Here is a 17,876-nt window from a genome sequence, read left to right on the forward strand (position 1 = left end):
ACACTTTAAGAGACAGTCCTTTATTTTCTTTGATAAAATTATAAATTTTCATTGTTAATTTTTGAGCTTCATCTGTAAGTTGATTAAAGTCTAAAAGAACATTCACTACACCTTGAGCAAATTGGACTTTTTCTTTTATTGTTCCACTCTCATTTTTATACATTTTATTTAGTCCTTCAATATGATTATCTATAAAAGTACCTATTGCAGTGTTAGGATTAAACTTTGCTTTATCCTTAAATTTTATACTTTCTTTATCTTTCGTTTTATCAATTAATTTTAAAGTTTCTAATAAAATTTCTTTAGTTAATAAATTTTCTATTTCTTTAGCTTGCAGACAATAATATTGATCTCCTAATTTTTGTTGAAGTTTAGTAAACCTTTCATATTTAGCGCCTGATTTAGCATTATCGCTATCTGTTAAAAGAAATAATTTACCACACAAACGCTCTACATTAATACCAGAAGTATCTAAAAAACTCCAATGTGTAATATTATTTCCTCCATATTCTACAAAAGAGTAATGAATATCTTCAAAATATTTTTTAGATTCTTTTGATAAACTTTCTTGATAAAGTTCTAAATACTTTCTGATATAAATTCTATCTGTTATTCCTTCTACCCAAATTGTACAATTCGTTAGAAAAACAGATGAATTTTTAACACCTAAATGTTCTAATAAAGTTATATCTGGATTATCAATATTATGTATAAAAAATTGTTCTTTTTCCTTAGTAAATTTGTAAACAGAAATTTCTTTATAATCTAATGTCATATCCAAAAAATGATTAGAATGAGTTGTAAAGAAATATTGAAACTCTTCAAAACCTTTCGTGTTCAATAAAGTTTCAATTAAAATACGTTGGAAACCTGGATGTAAATAAACATCAGGTTCTTCAATATAAATCTTAAGGTTTTTTCCTTTATTAAAAAATAAAGGATAAGTAAGAATAATAATTGCTTGTACGCCTTCCCCTAAATTATATATTGGTCTATCTTCTTCACCTTCGATATTAATGTAAACATCTTTTTCTTTTAATCTTGGAATAATGGTAATCTTCTTATTCTGGAAGAATGTTTGACTCAAAAATATTTCAAAATCTTTTACTAACTTTCTTTGCTCGTAATTTCCAAGTAATAATTCTTGAACATCATCATAAAAAGATAAACCTGTAAAAATAGATTTAATAGATTCATCTGTATTAAACTCAAGTTTCGCATCTTTAAAATAATCATTTTTTGTTCTTTCAAAATAAAAATCTTCTCTCGTAAATTCCTCATTTTGATAATTAATGCTTCTTAAACCACGAAGAATTGGAATATATATTGCTTTGTTTGAAAAATCTAATTTTAAAAGATTATTATTAAAATCAACTTTATTAAAATTATCCTTTAAAGATTTTAAATTATTATATATATCTTTATTAATTCCATGATAACTTGAATATTGTTTATTTAAATCAATTTTATTGTATTCATCGAACAAAATCACTAATTCTTCTTTATCATATTCATCTTTAATATAAAAATTATCTACATTAAGCCTATTATCAACTTCATATGGATAATTTATCTTCAGATTTTTTATATTAATTGATACTTCATCATAAATTTCGCTTAACTCAATTAATTTTAATTGAATTAGATTATATCTGATTTCTTCAATTGAGAACAAATCTCTCAAAAAACGACTTTTTCCAGAATTATTAGGTCCGATAAAAATGTTAATTTTAGAAAGATTATTCAAATTATTTTCCTCGCATTCTGTTTGATATTGTTTTGTTACATCAGTTTTAAGCTGTAAAGATTTAAACATAAAATTTCCTAATAGATTTCTACTAAAATACAATATTCTGTATACTTAATAAATTTCATTCTAAATTTTAAAATAATTTCAATTTTTTCAAACGTGTGTTTTTCAAAATAAATAATCTTTTTATAGCTTTATAACTATTTAATTAACACATGAGTCACGGAAAACTAAGAGAAGATCATAATTGCCAAAATTGTGGACATTACGTAGAAGAACATTATTGCAAACATTGCGGACAAGAAAATGTAGAAACACGTCAACCGTTTCACTTTTTATTTACTCACTTTATCGAAGATTTTGTTCATTACGATGGAAGTTTTTGGCAAACAATCAAAAAACTATTTTTGAAACCTGGAGTTTTAACCAAAGAATATTTGAGTGGTAAACGAAATAGTTCTGTTAATCCTGTTAAAATGTACATTTTTGTCAGTTTTGTAACGTTTTTCCTTATTTCTATATTTCCTTCTCATAAAACTGAATATAATGATAGTTCCAATGAACCTATATCAATAGAAAATACTGAAAAAATTCAAAAAGCACTTAATGCTACAATAGACACTTTACAGAACAAAGGATTGACAACTGTCGAGCAAAGTGCAAAAATAAAATCTGAAGTTGAAAAAAATAAAAATGCAAACTCTTTAGAAGATTTGAACGAGGAATCTATTGAAAACTTGCAATCTAAAGTAAAAAATAACGTTCCAATATTATCTCCCTTTATTGAAAAATACCAAGAGTTGAGAAAAAGAAAGGTTTCTGACGATCAATTAGGAGAAGCTATTGTTGAGAAATCTTTGCATGTCATTCCGAAAGTTTTGTTTGTATACATGCCTTTGTTTGCTTTCTTCTTATGGATTTTTTACAACAAAAAGAAATGGTGGTATTTTGATCACGGAATTTTTACACTGCATTATTTTACGGTAATTCTTTTATCAATTTTGGTAATTTTTCTTTTGAATAAACTTTCAAATTATATTGATAGTAATGCTGTATCAGCCATAATAGCTTTGATTAATACATTGATTGTTTTATATCTTATTGTTTACTTTTTCCTTGCGCTGAAAAAACTCTATAACCAAGGATTTATCATTACAACAATTAAAGGTGTTATACTTTTAGGAATTAATACGTTTATTTTCTCAATAATTGTTATTGGAATTATTTTGTATTCATTTCTTCATGCTTGATAAAGATTCCTCGATCCCTCAGAATGACAAATTCAAAAACAACAATATAAAAAAGCCTCGCAAATGCGAGGCTTTCTAATTTCTAATATCTAGATTCTAATTTCTATTTATTACGGTATTCGTTCCAAGTTTTGATTTTTAAATCATCCATCGATAATTTTGTAAATGCATTGATGAAAGCCGAAGCTAAACGTGCATTTGTAACCAACGGAATATTGAAATCTACTGCTGTACGACGAATTTGATAATCGTTGTCTAATTCTGCTTTTGTTAAGTTTTTCGGAATGTTGATCACCATATCAATTTTCTTGTCATGTAAATAAGACATTACATTTGGCTCTTTTTTATCAGAAGGCCAGTAAACAAGCGTAGAATACACATCATTTTCTGTAAAGAACTTGTGCGTTCCTTCTGTTGCATAAATTTTGTAACCTTTTGCGATTAATTGTTTCGCTGGCTCTAATAAAGCAACTTTAGAAGCAATTGGTCCACCAGAAATTAAAACTGTTTTCTCAGGAATTTCATACCCAACAGATAACATTGATTTTAATAAAGCTTCTTCCGCTGTATCACCGATACATCCAACTTCTCCTGTAGAAGACATGTCTACTGATAAAACTGGATCTGCTCCTGCTAAACGTGTAAATGAGAACTGAGAAGCTTTCACTCCAACATAATCTAAATCGTAAACGACTTCTGAATGTCCTTTTTCTACTTCTAATCCTAATAAAACTTTTGTTGCTTTTTCGATTAAATTATTTCCTGCAACTTTCGATACGAATGGAAACGAACGAGAAGCACGAATATTAGTTTCGATAACACGAACTGTATTATTTTTTGATAAAAACTGAATGTTCATTGGTCCAGAAATTTCGAAACGTTTTGCAATTTTCGCTGCAACTTTACGCATTTGACGAATTGTTTCGATGTACACTTTTTGTGGTGGATAATACATTGTTGCATCACCCGAGTGAACTCCGGCAAACTCCACGTGTTCTGAAATTGCGTAATCTACAATTTCACCGTTTTGACAAACTGCATCTAATTCGATTTCTTTTGCTCCTTGTACGAATTCTGAAACTACAACTGGATAATCAGGAGAAACTTCTTTCGCTAATTTCAGGAAAGCATCTAACTCGTGTGTATTCGAAACTACGTTCATTGCAGCTCCAGACAAAACATAAGAAGGACGAATCAATACTGGGAAATTAACTTCATCCACAAATTTGTGAATCGCTTCTAAAGAAGAAAGCTCTTTCCAACGTGGTTGATCGATTCCTAATTCATCTAATATTTCTGAGAATTTGTGACGATTTTCTGCATCATCAATTCTTAAAGGAGAAGTTCCTAAAATATTGATTGATTGATCGTACAATTTCATCGCTAAGTTATTTGGAATTTGACCTCCTGTCGAAATAATTGTTCCTTCAGGTTGTTCAAAATCTAAAATATCCATTACACGTTCAAAAGATAATTCTTCGAAGTATAAACGATCTGACTCATCATAATCTGTCGAAACCGTTTCTGGATTATAGTTGATGATAATTGTTTTGTAACCATTTTTAGACGCTGTATGTGCTGCATTTACAGAACACCAGTCGAACTCTACAGACGAACCGATACGATAAACTCCAGATCCTAAAATACAAACTGCTTTTTCTGTTTCTGGTGTCAAATCATTTTCAGTTCCGTGGTAGGTTACATATAAATAATTTGTTTGTGCTGGGAATTCTGCTGCTAACGTATCAATTTGTTTTACAACAGGTTTAATTCCGAAGTTTTTACGTAATTCACGAACCGTTAATTCGTTTCTGTGTACGTTTTGATCTCCTTTTACTAAAACTGCGATTTGTTGATCCGAGAATCCTAATAATTTTGCACGTTTTACTAAATCAGCTTCAACTTGTTCAAATCTTTCTAATGCTTCAAATTCTTTTGATACATTAAAAATTCTTTCTAAACGTTGTAAAAACCATAAATCGATTTTCGTTAAATCATGAATTTTTTCAATCGAATATCCTGCTTTGAAAGCTTCTGTAATCGCATATAGACGCTCATCATTTGGTTCAGCTAACCATGTATCCAACGATTCTCCTTCTGGAATTTTGAATCCATTTGCTACGAAACCTCTGTGTCCGATGTCTAACATACGAACTCCTTTCTGAATTGCTTCTTCAAAAGAACGTCCAACTGCCATTACTTCTCCAACAGATTTCATTGCAGAACCAATGTTACGGCGAACTCCGTAGAATTTATTTAAATCCCAACGAGGCAATTTCACTACACAGTAATCCAACGCAGGCTCGAACATTGCAGATGTCGTTTGCGTTACACTATTTTTCAACTCATCTAAAGAATAACCTAAAGCCAATTTAGCAGCCACGAAAGCTAAAGGATAACCTGTTGCTTTTGACGCCAAAGCTGATGAACGAGACAAACGAGCGTTCACCTCAATTACACGATATTCCTCAGAAACTGTATCGAAAGCATACTGAATGTTACACTCTCCAACTACGCCAAGGTGACGAATCGTACGGATTGCAACTTCACGTAATTTGTGATATTCTGAATTTGATAAAGTTTGAGAAGGCGCAATAACGATTGACTCTCCAGTATGAACTCCAATTGGATCAAAGTTCTCCATGTTACAAACTGTGATACAGTTATCGTAAGAGTCACGAACTACTTCATACTCGATCTCTTTCCAACCTTTTAATGATTCTTCCACTAAAACTTGAGAAGAATAATTGAATGCTTTTTCAACTAAATCTAATAATTCTTCTTCGTTATTTGCGAAACCAGAACCTAAACCTCCTAAAGCGTATGCTGCACGGATGATTAATGGGAAACCAATTCGTTTACCAGCTTCCATTGCATCAGCAACAGTCTCTACTGCTTCTGAACGAGCTGTTAAAACTCCAATTTGGTTTAATTTTTCGATGAAAATATCACGGTCTTCCGTTGCTTCAATTACTGGAATTTGAGTTCCTAAAACCTCAACACCATATTTCTCGAAAATATTTTCTTTGTTCAACTCAACCGCACAGTTTAAGGCAGTTTGTCCACCAAAGGCAACCAAAACTCCATCTGGTTTTTCTTTTTGAATTACTTTTTCTACAAAGTAAGGTGTTACAGGTAAGAAATAAACTTCGTCTGCAATACCTTCAGAAGTTTGAACAGTTGCAATATTTGGATTGATTAAAACTGTTTTAATTCCTTCTTCTTTTAACGCTTTTAACGCTTGCGAACCAGAATAATCAAACTCACCAGCTTGACCAATTTTTAATGCTCCTGATCCTAATACTAATACTTTTTTAATATCTTTTTTTAACATCGTGATTCTGATTATGCGTTAGCGCTTTTATATTTTTTTACTTCTTCGATGAATTCATCAAATAAATATTCTGTATCAACTGGTCCTCCCATTGCTTCTGGGTGGAATTGAACTGTAAAGATTGGTTTTGATTCGTGACGAATTCCTTCACACGTTCCATCATTTAAGTTCGTAAAGAATGTTTTGAATCCTTCTGGTAATTTAGAATCATCTACTGCGAAACCGTGGTTTTGAGATGTAATAAAACATCTTTTAGTTCCAACTAATTGTACAGGTTGATTGTGCGAACGGTGTCCGTATTTTAATTTGAAAGTAGATGCACCAGCAGCTAAACTTACCAATTGGTTACCTAAACAAATTCCGAAAATTGGTTTATCTCCTTTCAAAGATTCTTTGATATTATTAATTGTAGGAATACATAAAGCTGGATCACCAGGTCCATTCGAGATAAATAATCCATCATATTCTAATGTTGAATAATCATAATCCCAAGGAACTCGAATTACCTCAACATCACGATTTACAAAACAACGGATGATATTATTTTTCACCCCACAATCAATCAAAACAATTTTGATATCAGCACCTTCGTTGTAACGAATTACTTCTTTACAAGAAACTTGATCTACTAAATTATCTTCGTTTGGATCATAATATGCAACATCTGTATCAGCAACAATTTTTCCTAAAGTAGAACCTTGTTCACGTAATTTTTTTGTAATCATACGTGTATCAACGCCATAAATACCAGGGATATTTTGACTTTCTAACCAAGCTCCTAATTTTTGAATAGCGTTCCAATGCGAATAATCATCAGCATAATAAGAAACAACCAATCCAGTTACTTGAATTTGGTTCGATTCCATCCAAGCTTCAATTTCATTAATCATTGCTTTATCATCAGGAACACCGTAGTTACCGATCATTGGAGCTGTCATCACCATAATCTGCCCTTTGTAAGAAGGGTCAGTCAAACTTTCATTATATCCAACCAAAGCTGTGTTGAATACTACTTCTCCTGCGGCAGAAGTATACGCACCGAAAGATTTTCCTTCGATTTCTAATCCGTCTTGGAATACTAATTTTACTGTCTTATCCATTGATGATAATGTTAATTTCAGTTTCTAAAGCTGATATGAATTTATCTATGTATTGTTTTGTTACTGTTAAAGGTGGCAATAAACGAATAACGTTTGTACCAGCGTAGCCTACAAAAATATTGTGTTTTGTAACTAAGTTGTTTTTTAATTCGCCGATTGGGAAATCAAACTCGATACCAATCATTGATCCTCGACCACGAACTTCTTTAATTTTTGGAAATTTATTTAATTGGATTCCAACATATTCTCCAATTTCTTTTGCATTTTCGATTAAGCTTTCTTGCTCAATCACATCTAAAACGGCCACTGCAGCAGCACAAGCTAAATGATTTCCTCCGAAAGTAGTTCCTAATAATCCGTAAGAAGCTTTAAATTCTGGAGAGATTAAAACTCCACCGATTGGAAATCCGTTTCCCATTCCTTTTGCCATTGTTATCAAATCTGCTTTGATCCCTGAATGTTGATGCGCAAAGAATTTCCCAGAGCGTCCATAACCACATTGAATTTCATCTGCGATTAAAACCACTCCGTTTTCTGTACATACTTTTCTTAATTCTTGTACAAATTCGTCAGAAGGTAAAATAATTCCTCCAACTCCTTGAATTGGTTCGTAAATTACTGCAGCAACATCTCCTCCAGCGATTACTTCTTTCACTGCATCAATGTTATATTCTACGAAAGATACTTTGTGATGAGCATTATAAGGTGCAACAATTTTTGGATTATCTGTTAGCGCAACCGTTCCAGAAGTACGTCCATGAAACGCATCTTTGAACGCAATTACACGATCTTTTCCTGTGTGAAAAGACGCTAATTTCACTGCATTTTCATTGGCTTCTGCTCCAGAGTTAATCAAGAATAAAGTATAATCTTCATAACCTGATGCTTTACCTAATTTTTCTGCCAATTCTTGCTGAATCGGAATATTAACTGAGTTTGAATAAAACCCGATATTATTAATTTGTTCTGTTAATTTCTCAACATAATATGGATGAGAGTGACCAATAGAAATCACTGCGTGACCTCCATAAAGGTCCAAATATTCTTTTCCGTTTTCGTCCCAAAGAATACAATCTTTAGCTTTAACCGGAGTTACATTCATTAATGGATATACGTCGAATAGTTTCATTTAATAAGTTTTAAGTGATGAGTTTTGAGTAATGAGTTAAGCTATTGTTCTAATTTTATTTATTAATCCAATTAGCATTGCTTTAATTTCATTACACTCATCTGTTAATTTTGAATATTCTTCAATATTTATATAATTCAAATCTTTAGCTAGCAAAATAAAATATGTGACTTCATTCAAAGAGCCTAAAGAAATATTTAAAAATTGAGCAAAGTCTTTATTTGAGTTTCTTCCACAACCTTCTGCAATATTTGCTGGTATAGAAGATGATGCTCTTTTAATTTGAGAAATTAATCCAAATTGTTCTTCTTTTGGAAATTGATTTACAATTTTATATAAATCTAAAACCAAGAGATGTGAACGATTCCAAACTTGTAATTTTCTATAATCTTGCATACTCAAAACTTATAACTCAATACTCACAACTTTTTAAAACGCCACCGTTTTAAGATTAAGTCCTAAGTTTTCTTCCCAACCAAACATCAAGTTCATGTTTTCTACTGCTTGTCCAGAAGCTCCTTTTGTTAGGTTATCGATGATAGAAGTGATTAACAATACATCATCTTGTTTCTGTACGTGTAAAAAACATTTGTTTGTATTTACAACTTGTTTCAGTGCAATTGGAGCATCAGAAACATGTGTAAAAGGTTCGTTTTTGTAATATTCGTTGAAGATATTTTTAGCTTCTTCTTCTGATAAATCAGATTTTAAATAAACACCTGCTAAAATTCCGCGCGCAAAATCTCCTCGCATTGGTAAAAAATATACTTTGTTATTGAAATCTTTTTCTAATTGATTCAATGTTTGGTAAATTTCTCCTTCATGTTGATGCGTAAATTCTTTGTAGAAAGAAACATTATTATTTCGCCAACTAAAGTGCGTAGAAGCAGATAAACTTTGTCCTGCACCTGTAGAACCCGTTACAGCATTGATGTGAATATCATTTTTGATTTCATTCTTAGCTGCCAATGGTAACAATGCTAACTGAATAGCCGTTGCAAAACAACCTGGATTTGCAATATTCTGAGCTGTTTTGATTGCTTCGCGGTCTAATTCTGGTAAACCGTAAACAAACGTTCTATCTTCGAAAATGTGGTTCGCATTTAATCGAAAATCGTTACTCAAATCAATAATTTTTGTGTTGGCTGAGTAAGTATTTTTTTGTAAAAACTCTGCCGATTTTCCGTGACCAAGGCATAAAAAAACGACATCAGCATTTTCGTCTATTTTATCCGAAAATACGATGTCAGTTTCTCCAAACAAATCGTCGTGCACTTTGGTAACGGGGTTGCCTGCATTTGATGTACTGTACACAGACGAAATATTAACCATCGGATGATGTATCAATATTCTTAGCAGTTCGCCTGCTGTGTAGCCAGCACCTCCTACAATGCTTACGTTAATTTTGTTTGTCATTTGTTATGTTTTGCGCGTGTTTTTTTAAGGTATAATACCTCTACTATATTTCTAAAATAAAGTGGACTCGTTGGAATCCACTTTAAAGAATCAATTAATCGAAACTATGAACAATCTTTAATTGATTACCGAATATTTTGATGAAACCTCTTGCATCTCTACTGTCCCAAGCTTCGTTTTCTTCTCCATAAGTAGCGACTTTAGATTGCATCATATCATAAGGCGATTCGATTCCAATCATTGAGAAATGATAAGGATTTAATTGTACTTTCACCTTTCCTGTTACATGATTTTGAGAAGATTCTAAGAATGCTTCAATATCACGCATTACTGGATCCAAGTATTGTGCTTCGTGCAATAAAGTTCCGTACCAGTTTGATAACGAATCTTTGTGCAACAATTGCCATCTTGTAAGTGTATGTTTTTCTAATAAGTGGTGTGCTTTGATTAATAAATAAGCTGCTGGCGCTTCGAAACCTACACGTCCTTTGATACCTAAAATTGTATCTCCTACGTGGATATCGCGACCAATTGCATATTCACCACCGATTTCGTTTAATTTTTGAATTAAAGCTACTGGAGATAATTTTTCTCCATCTAAACCTACTGGAATACCTTTCTCAAATTCAATTTCTATAACAGATGGTTCTGTTCTTGATAATTGTGTTGGATAAGCTTCTTCTGGCAACGCTTGGTTAGATGTTAATGTTTCTACTCCACCAACAGATGTTCCCCAAATTCCTCTGTTAATAGAGTATTTAGCTTTTTCCCAACTATAGTTTACACCATTTGCTTGTAAATATTCTACCTCTTGTTGACGAGATAATTTTTCGTCGCGAATTGGTGTGATGATTTTAGATTGTGGTGAGATCACTGCAAAAGCAACATCAAAACGAATTTGATCGTTTCCTGCTCCTGTAGATCCATGTACAATGTATTCTGCATCTACATCTTTTGCATACTGAGCAATTGCAATTGACTGAAACATACGTTCTGCACTTACTGATAATGGGTAAGTGTTATTTTTCAAGATGTTTCCGTAGATTAAGTAGCGAACACAATCGTTGTAATATTTGTCTGTAATATCAATTGTAACGTGTTTAGAAGATCCTAATTCGTAGGCACGTGCTTCGATATCTTTTAACTCTTCTGCCGAAAATCCACCAGTATTTACAATTACTGTATGCACTTCCATTCCTTGATCTTTTGTTAAGTTAACCAAACAGTACGATGTATCTAAACCTCCACTGTAAGCTAAAACTGCTTTGTTGCTCATTGTTTGTTTATTTGTTTATATTGGGAATAATTCTTCTTAATTCATTGGTAACCTCTTCTCGGCTACTCTCTTCTTTCATTACGATTAATACTGTATCGTCTCCAGCTATTGTTCCAATTATAGTATTGAAATGTGTGTTGTCAATCTCAAAAGCGATTCTGTTTGCATAACCTGGTTTTGTTTTGATAACTCCCAAATTTTTAGAGAAAATCAAACTTGCATTTTCGTTATGTGTAACGGTTGCCGTTGGAACAGCACTTTCTGTAAGGCGATAAATGTATTGTCCCGAACTATTAGGAACTTTTGAAACTTTCAATTCGCGCAAATCTCTCGATAAAGTTGCTTGAGTAACTGTGATCTCTAAATCAATTAATTTTTTTAATAATTCGTCTTGATTACTTATTTCTTGATCTGTTATTAAATCTTTTATAATCTGGAATCTGTATTTTTTATTACTCATTTTGAATATTTATTCGAAATTTTATGCAAATATACTCATTTTAGACAAAAAAAAACCTTAGTTCGTATATTTATTCATTTTCTTTTTTTGATTGATTTGCCAATGCACGCTTAGCGTACTCGTCATCAAGGTTATCATAAACCAATCCTGTGCAAATACAACGCTCGCGATCATTTTCCATCAAGATGTGATAGTTTTTACAACTTTTACATCCATTCCAAAATTCATCCGATTGTGTTAATTCCGAAAATGTTACTGGCTTGTATCCTAATTTTGTGTTCATACGCATTACAGCTAAAGAAGTTGTAATACTAAAGATTTTTGATTTCGGGAATTTTGTACGTGACAATTCAAAAACAGCGTGTTTTATTTCGCGTCCAATTCCTGAACTCCTTAAATCTGTACGAACAATTAAACCTGAGTTTACGACGAATTTTTCTTCTTCGTACGTTTCTATGTAGCTAAACCCTGCTATTTGATCATCATCATCAAAAGCAATCACAGCATTTCCATTACGCATTTTGCGTTCAAGATAAACTGGATTTCGTTTAGCAATACCCGTTTTTCTCATACGAGCTGATTCTTCGTACCATTCGCACAACAATTCTGTGTACTTGGCATCATCTGCATTTGCTATTCTAACATACATAATTTAAGGGAAAGTCGATTAATAAAGAGGAATTGAGAAAAGATGACCTTTTGTCATCACACTTAAGTAAAATATGAGAACCAAAAGGTGCGCTTTCATTACGAAAGCCACTCTCATAATTGAGAAGAACAATTTCAGTAATTTCTTCCATTAATCAACAAGATATTCAGTTATTATACTGAGATGCAAAGTTAAATATTATATTTTTGTATCACCAAAAAAAAGCAAACAAAATTTACATATTTATTAAAATGTTGAAAATTATTAAAATAGGAGGCGGAATTATCGATAACGAGCAAGACTTAGAACAATTCCTACAAACGTTTTCCGAAATTAAAGAACCTAAAATTTTGGTTCATGGAGGAGGAAAAGGTGCTTCGAAGATGTTAAATCAATTGGGAATCGAACCAAAAATGATCGAAGGTCGTCGCATTACAGACAAACCAACGTTGGATGTTGTGACAGGATTATATGCTGGAAATTTGAACAAATCTATCGTTTCTAAATTACAAGAATTTGGATGCAATGCATTAGGTTTATCTGGTGCAGATGGTAATGCAATCAAAGGTTCTAAGCGTCCTGTAAAAACTATTGATTATGGTTTTGTTGGAGATTTGAATGATGAAAGTGTCAACAAAGAATTATTTCAATTATTAATTGATAACAATATCACATCAGTAGTTTGTGCGATTACACATGATGGAAATGGACAATTGTTGAACACAAATGCAGATACTATTGCATCTACAATTGCGGTTGCTATGTCACAAGAAAATGAAGTAGAATTAAATTTCTGTTTTGATAGAATTGGCGTACTTCGTGATGTAAATGATGACACAACATTGATCCCAAAAATTAACGAAACTTTATATTTGCAGTTAAAAGAAGAAGGTGTAATTTTCGAAGGAATGCTTCCTAAATTAGACAATTCATTCAAAGTAATCAATGCGGGTGTAAAAAATGTATGTTTGGTACACGCGCGCAACATTAACTCAGAGATTAAAACAATTTTATGTTAGAATTAGCTGTTCTCAAAAAGAAAGCTGTCGATTTATTATGTCAATTAATCGAAACTCAATCTTTTTCGAGCGAAGAAGATAAAACGGCCGATATTATTTTCAAGTTTTTAACTGATCATGGTGCTACCGCTCATCGTCAGAATAACAATGTTTGGAGTATTCATCCAAATTTTGATGAGAACAAAAAAACAATTTTATTAAACTCTCATCACGACACTGTAAAATTTGGCTCTTCTTGGACATATGATCCATTAAAAGCTACAATCGAAGGTGATAAATTAGTAGGTTTAGGAAGTAACGATGCAGGAGCTTCTGCGGTAAGTTTATTAGCCACTTATATCAATTTTTTGAATGATGATTTACCATTTAATCTAATTGTCGCAGTCACAGCTGAAGAAGAAAGTTCAGGACAATTAAATGTTGCAAGTATTTTACCTAATTTACCAAAAATCGATTTGGGAATTGTAGGTGAACCTACGCAAATGGACATGGCAATTGCAGAACGTGGTTTGGTTGTAATGGACGTAATTGTAAAAGGGAAAACTGGACATGCTGCAAGAAACGAAGGTGTAAATGCAATTTACGAAGCGATTGATGTGATGAATTGGTTCAAAACGTATCAATTCGAAAGAGTTTCGGATATGTTAGGACCAGTTAAAATGACGGTTACACAAATTGAAGCAGGAAAGCAACACAATGTTGTGCCAGATGAATGTCGTTTGGTTGTAGATTGTCGTGTAAACGAATTATATTCAAATCCAGAAGTTGTTGATATTATTTCAAGTTATTTACCAAAAGCAGAAATTAAAGCACGTTCGTTGCGTTTAAATTCTTCACGTATTTCAGAAAATCATCCAATTGTACAAAAAGGAATCGAATTAGGTTGTACAACATATGGTTCGCCAACAATGTCGGATCAAGCAATGATGAATTTCGAAACGGTAAAAATGGGACCTGGAGATTCAGCTCGTTCTCATACACCAGACGAATATATTTATTTATCCGAAATAGAACATGGAATTGAACGATATACAAGTTTATTAAAAGATTTTACGTTTTAAATTAAGAATAAACTCTTATAATCGAAAAAGCATCTTCATACAATTGAAGATGCATTTTAATTTTATCAAAACTGATAATTAAAACCTGCAAAACATAAAGATATGTTCTAAAAATTAAACACAAAAAAAGAGGCTAATTAATTTTAGCCTCTTTTTTTATATATGAAATTAAGTCTTACTCAATTTGCATTTTAACTGGAATGTTGAAATTCAACTTCGCAGCACGACCATCTTCTGTTTGAGCAGGTTTGATCGTTTTCCCTCTTTTTTGTTGACGTTGTGTAATACGCTCTAAAGCTTTTTTAGCTTCAGGACCTAACTTAGCATCACCCATTGGAGAAATTCCAACGATTCTACCTTCAGTGTCAATTTGGAAAGAAAGTTTAGCAGCTACTACACCAGATAAACCTTGACCAGCAGCGTCATTCGCAAAATCTTGCAACTCGTCTTGTAAATCTTGTGATAACTTTTTAGATAAACAGTCTGTTGCAGCTTGTTTACCTTTTGCAGCATCTTTCTCACAACCAGGATATACCGCCATTACAGCCGCTGTACGAGCAGTTACTGTAGATGGAGCTGCAGGTTCTGTACCTTTCCCTGGATTAGGAGTACTTGGTGTATCCTTTGGTGCTTCTTTTTTAGTATTTACTTCATTAGCACCTCCAGTTTGTGTTGTTGATTTTGGCCCTTCTCTATCTACTAAACCTAAATCTTTATCGGCCATTTCCTTTACTTCGACAATAGGCTCTTCTTTTTTAGGCTGAGCTTTAGGTTCTGGCATAACCACTCTAACCTGAGCTGTTTCTTCTTGATATCTTTGTTCTGGCTCTGGCTTTGGTGGCTCTGGTTCAACCACTTCTTCCTCTTTTGGAGGCTCAGGAATATTCAAATCCTCAAGCTGAACATCTACGACTACGTCTTCTGACTTTTTACTTTCAAACAAACCTGTTGCAGAAGCAATAAGACCAAAAGCTAAAATCGCAATTACTATAAATCCACGAATGAAAGCTTTCAATAATGTACTCTTCTCAGACATTCTCATGTCATAAGCTCCATACGCTTTATTTCTACCTTCAAATACAATCTCGTCTAAGGATTTTAGTTTGTTGTTATTTTCTGACATTTTAATTCTTTTAAATTTAACAATTAAACTAATTATTTACCTACTTTTTCGTCGAACACTTTTTGTTCAAAAGGTGCAACAGGTACGATTCCGTAACGAGTAGACTTTGTAATTTCCATTTCATCTAAGATAGTTACTAAATTATCATACGTAGCATCATCCATAGGTTTGATAATTACAGTAAACTTATCTTTATCTGCTCTACCTTGTGCTGCTGTAATAACATCACGAATTTTAGAGTAGTCAGTTTCATTTAGAGTTCCTCCGTTTAATCCTGCCTGATCTTGTTGATGCCAAAATAACTTATTATCCTTTCCAATTAAAATTGATATAGAATTATTCAATTTTATTTCTGGTTTATCAGTTGGATCTAATTTGTCAATTTTTGGAGGCATATTCAAGTTCATTACATTTGGTTTGATCGATGTCGCCGCAAACATAAAGAAAGTAATTAATAAGAAACCTAAATCAACCAAAGGAGCCATATCGACTTTCGTCGAATTCTTTTTGGAACGGACTTTCTTTCCGCCACCGTCATCGTGACTTTCTATTTGTGCCATTTTCTAATTTCTTAATAATTATTCTTGAGATGTAATTAACTGGAACTTATTCATATTTTTCATTTGCAATTGTTGAATCAAAGTTTTGAATTTTTTGTATTCAGATTTTTGATCACCTTTAATTGCTAAGAAAATATCTGGGTTCACTTCTTTTGCTTCAAATACCCAATCAATTAATTCTTGATTTTTGTTCGGTATCGTATCTAATGGAATACCTGGATGATATGATTGTTGTTTATCAGCAGACTGATTCAAATAATTTCTCATTTCATTCATTGGTACACCAAACTCTACTATGCTTTTGAATGCATTCTTTTCAGCATCTGTAAACTTTACTCCGTACTTATCACCCATTCTTTCTAATGTAGGAATACGATCTTTTTCTTCTAATCCGAATAAGAACTTACCTTCACCATCAATTTTAATGATCATCATATTTTCAGCAGCCATTTTTTGGTTCGAAACAGATGTTGGTGTTACGACAGGAACAACTTCAGGTTCTCTAAAGTTAGATGTCAAAATAAAGAAAGTTAACAAAAGCCAAGCCATGTCAGACATAGCTGTTAAGTCCATCGAAGGACCTCTTCTTTTTGGTTTTACTCTTGCCATTTTCTCTGTATTATTAATTAATATTCTAAATTGTTTGTTGTTTGATTTTGTCCTTATACTATCCTTCTAAGGCTTCGTCAATTGAATATTAATTGTGAGCAGAGAAAGATTGTTGGATACTCATTCCTACTTCGTCAATTTTGAATGTTAAATCATCAATTTTAGAAGTTAAAAAAGCATACATAATAATAGCGAATGCAGAAGCACCAATACCCATACCTGTATTAATTAAGGCTTCGGCAATACCTACTGATAATTGAGCTGCATCTGGAGATCCTCCTCCTTCACCTAATGCGAAGAATGCTTTAATCATCCCGATTACTGTACCCATTAAGGCAATTAACGTACCTACAGAAGCAATTGTAGAGATAATAGTCATGTTTTTCTCTAACGTTGGCATTTCTAATGTAGTCGCTTCTTCTAACGTTTTACCTAATTGAGCTAATTTTTGCTCTTTGTTTAACGTTGTGTCGTTTTCTAAAGCTTTGTAAGTTGTTAAACCTTCTTTAACTACGTTACCTACAGCTCCTTTTTGTTTGTCACATAATTCAATTGCTTTGTTAACTTCATTTTTGTTTAATAAAGCACGAATGTCATTTACAAACTTCTCAGCAGATCCAGTTCCTTTTGCTTTGTTTAAAGCGATAACACGGTCAATTGAGAAAACGATTACCATAAAGAAGAAAGACATTAAGAATGGAATAATCACCCCTCCTTTATGAATAATTCCTAAAAAGTTTAAAGGATTACCTTTTTCTACATCTCCTCCTTCGAAATTACCTTCTGCTCCAAATACAAACTTGAAGATCCCCATTGCGATTGCAATTAAAATGATCATAGTAATCACAGGGTTAAGACCTCCCTTTTTAGTTTTAGCTGGTACTGTTACATTCTTTTCCATTTACTAATTCTTTTAAATATTATGATTTTTATTAATGTGGGTGTAAATTAAGTGAAAATTTTTTAATTCTTCTAAATTTTTTACGTTGTTATCATATTAAATTTTCAATCTACTTGAAATCAATAGAATTTTTTACTGATTTGACAATTAAAAAATAATCAAAACAATATATCTAATATTAAACAATGTATAATTTTATTAAAATCAGCCTTCCCACAAAAAATAACCTATCGCAAATT

At 32.3% G+C, this 17,876-nt stretch carries 16 protein-coding genes; 3 read left to right on the forward strand and 13 right to left on the reverse strand.

Features of this window, described 5'->3' with window-relative positions; translation table 11 throughout:
- A partial coding sequence (locus B4E59_RS10125) for an ATP-dependent nuclease (RefSeq protein WP_291052763.1) occupies window positions 1–1,816 on the reverse strand: 1,816 nt, incomplete at its 3' end.
- 149 nt (window positions 1,817–1,965) lie between these two features.
- On the opposite strand from B4E59_RS10125, the gene B4E59_RS10130 reads away from it, so the two are divergent.
- Complete coding sequence (locus B4E59_RS10130; protein ID WP_291052766.1) at window positions 1,966–3,000, forward strand: DUF3667 domain-containing protein; 1,035 nt, start codon at window positions 1,966–1,968, stop codon at window positions 2,998–3,000.
- 103 nt (window positions 3,001–3,103) lie between these two features.
- On the opposite strand, the gene carB is transcribed toward B4E59_RS10130, so the two are convergent.
- The 8 genes from carB to B4E59_RS10170 form a co-directional block, all read right to left on the reverse strand.
- On the reverse strand, window positions 3,104–6,334 hold the full coding sequence (carB, locus tag B4E59_RS10135; protein ID WP_291052771.1) for a carbamoyl-phosphate synthase (glutamine-hydrolyzing) large subunit: 3,231 nt from the start codon (window positions 6,332–6,334) through the stop codon (window positions 3,104–3,106).
- An 11-nt stretch (window positions 6,335–6,345) separates the two neighbouring features.
- The gene (gene carA, locus B4E59_RS10140) at window positions 6,346–7,434 is read right to left on the reverse strand and encodes a glutamine-hydrolyzing carbamoyl-phosphate synthase small subunit (protein ID WP_291052774.1); all 1,089 of its coding nucleotides are present in this window, start codon (window positions 7,432–7,434) and stop codon (window positions 6,346–6,348) included.
- Window positions 7,427–8,563, reverse strand: coding sequence for an aspartate aminotransferase family protein (locus B4E59_RS10145; RefSeq protein ID WP_291052778.1), 1,137 nt, complete (start codon window positions 8,561–8,563; stop codon window positions 7,427–7,429). Before B4E59_RS10145 ends, carA begins: the two co-directional genes overlap by 8 nt.
- Before the next feature lie 36 nt (window positions 8,564–8,599).
- Window positions 8,600–8,959 (reverse strand): four helix bundle protein, encoded by a 360-nt coding sequence (locus B4E59_RS10150; protein ID WP_219034924.1) that lies wholly within the window; start codon window positions 8,957–8,959, stop codon window positions 8,600–8,602.
- Window positions 8,960–8,992: 33 nt separating this feature from the next.
- Window positions 8,993–9,979 carry an N-acetyl-gamma-glutamyl-phosphate reductase gene (gene argC / locus B4E59_RS10155; protein WP_291052781.1) on the reverse strand — a complete coding sequence of 329 codons (987 nt, stop codon included), beginning with the start codon at window positions 9,977–9,979 and terminating at the stop codon, window positions 8,993–8,995.
- Between the two features lie 94 nt (window positions 9,980–10,073).
- Complete coding sequence (gene argG / locus B4E59_RS10160; protein ID WP_125350294.1) at window positions 10,074–11,255, reverse strand: argininosuccinate synthase; 1,182 nt, start codon at window positions 11,253–11,255, stop codon at window positions 10,074–10,076.
- Window positions 11,256–11,262: 7 nt separating this feature from the next.
- The gene (locus B4E59_RS10165; protein WP_221854616.1) at window positions 11,263–11,715 is read right to left on the reverse strand and encodes an arginine repressor; all 453 of its coding nucleotides are present in this window, start codon (window positions 11,713–11,715) and stop codon (window positions 11,263–11,265) included.
- Window positions 11,716–11,785: 70 nt separating this feature from the next.
- Entirely contained in the window at window positions 11,786–12,364 is a 579-nt protein-coding gene (locus B4E59_RS10170; protein ID WP_219034927.1) for a GNAT family N-acetyltransferase, read from the reverse strand.
- A 251-nt stretch (window positions 12,365–12,615) separates the two neighbouring features.
- Here B4E59_RS10170 and argB point away from each other — a divergent pair, with 251 nt between their 5' ends.
- Complete coding sequence (gene argB, locus B4E59_RS10175) at window positions 12,616–13,383, forward strand: acetylglutamate kinase (RefSeq protein WP_291052786.1); 768 nt, start codon at window positions 12,616–12,618, stop codon at window positions 13,381–13,383.
- Window positions 13,377–14,444, forward strand: coding sequence for a M20 family metallo-hydrolase (locus B4E59_RS10180; RefSeq protein WP_291052789.1), 1,068 nt, complete (start codon window positions 13,377–13,379; stop codon window positions 14,442–14,444). Before argB ends, B4E59_RS10180 begins: the two co-directional genes overlap by 7 nt.
- 175 nt (window positions 14,445–14,619) lie before the next feature.
- On the opposite strand, the gene B4E59_RS10185 is transcribed toward B4E59_RS10180, so the two are convergent.
- The 4 genes from B4E59_RS10185 to B4E59_RS10200 form a co-directional block, all read right to left on the reverse strand.
- The gene (locus B4E59_RS10185; protein ID WP_038336862.1) at window positions 14,620–15,567 is read right to left on the reverse strand and encodes a hypothetical protein; all 948 of its coding nucleotides are present in this window, start codon (window positions 15,565–15,567) and stop codon (window positions 14,620–14,622) included.
- 32 nt (window positions 15,568–15,599) lie between these two features.
- On the reverse strand, window positions 15,600–16,127 hold the full coding sequence (locus B4E59_RS10190) for an ExbD/TolR family protein (RefSeq protein ID WP_038336863.1): 528 nt from the start codon (window positions 16,125–16,127) through the stop codon (window positions 15,600–15,602).
- An 18-nt stretch (window positions 16,128–16,145) separates the two neighbouring features.
- On the reverse strand, window positions 16,146–16,736 hold the full coding sequence (locus B4E59_RS10195; protein ID WP_291046817.1) for a biopolymer transporter ExbD: 591 nt from the start codon (window positions 16,734–16,736) through the stop codon (window positions 16,146–16,148).
- Between the two features lie 88 nt (window positions 16,737–16,824).
- Complete coding sequence (locus tag B4E59_RS10200; protein ID WP_038336866.1) at window positions 16,825–17,637, reverse strand: MotA/TolQ/ExbB proton channel family protein; 813 nt, start codon at window positions 17,635–17,637, stop codon at window positions 16,825–16,827.
- Between the last annotated feature and the right edge of the window lie 239 nt (window positions 17,638–17,876).

The sequence above is a fragment of the Empedobacter sp. UBA2044 genome (genome assembly GCF_002333005.1).
GTDB classification, from domain to species: Bacteria; Bacteroidota; Bacteroidia; order Flavobacteriales; family Weeksellaceae; genus Empedobacter; species Empedobacter falsenii_B.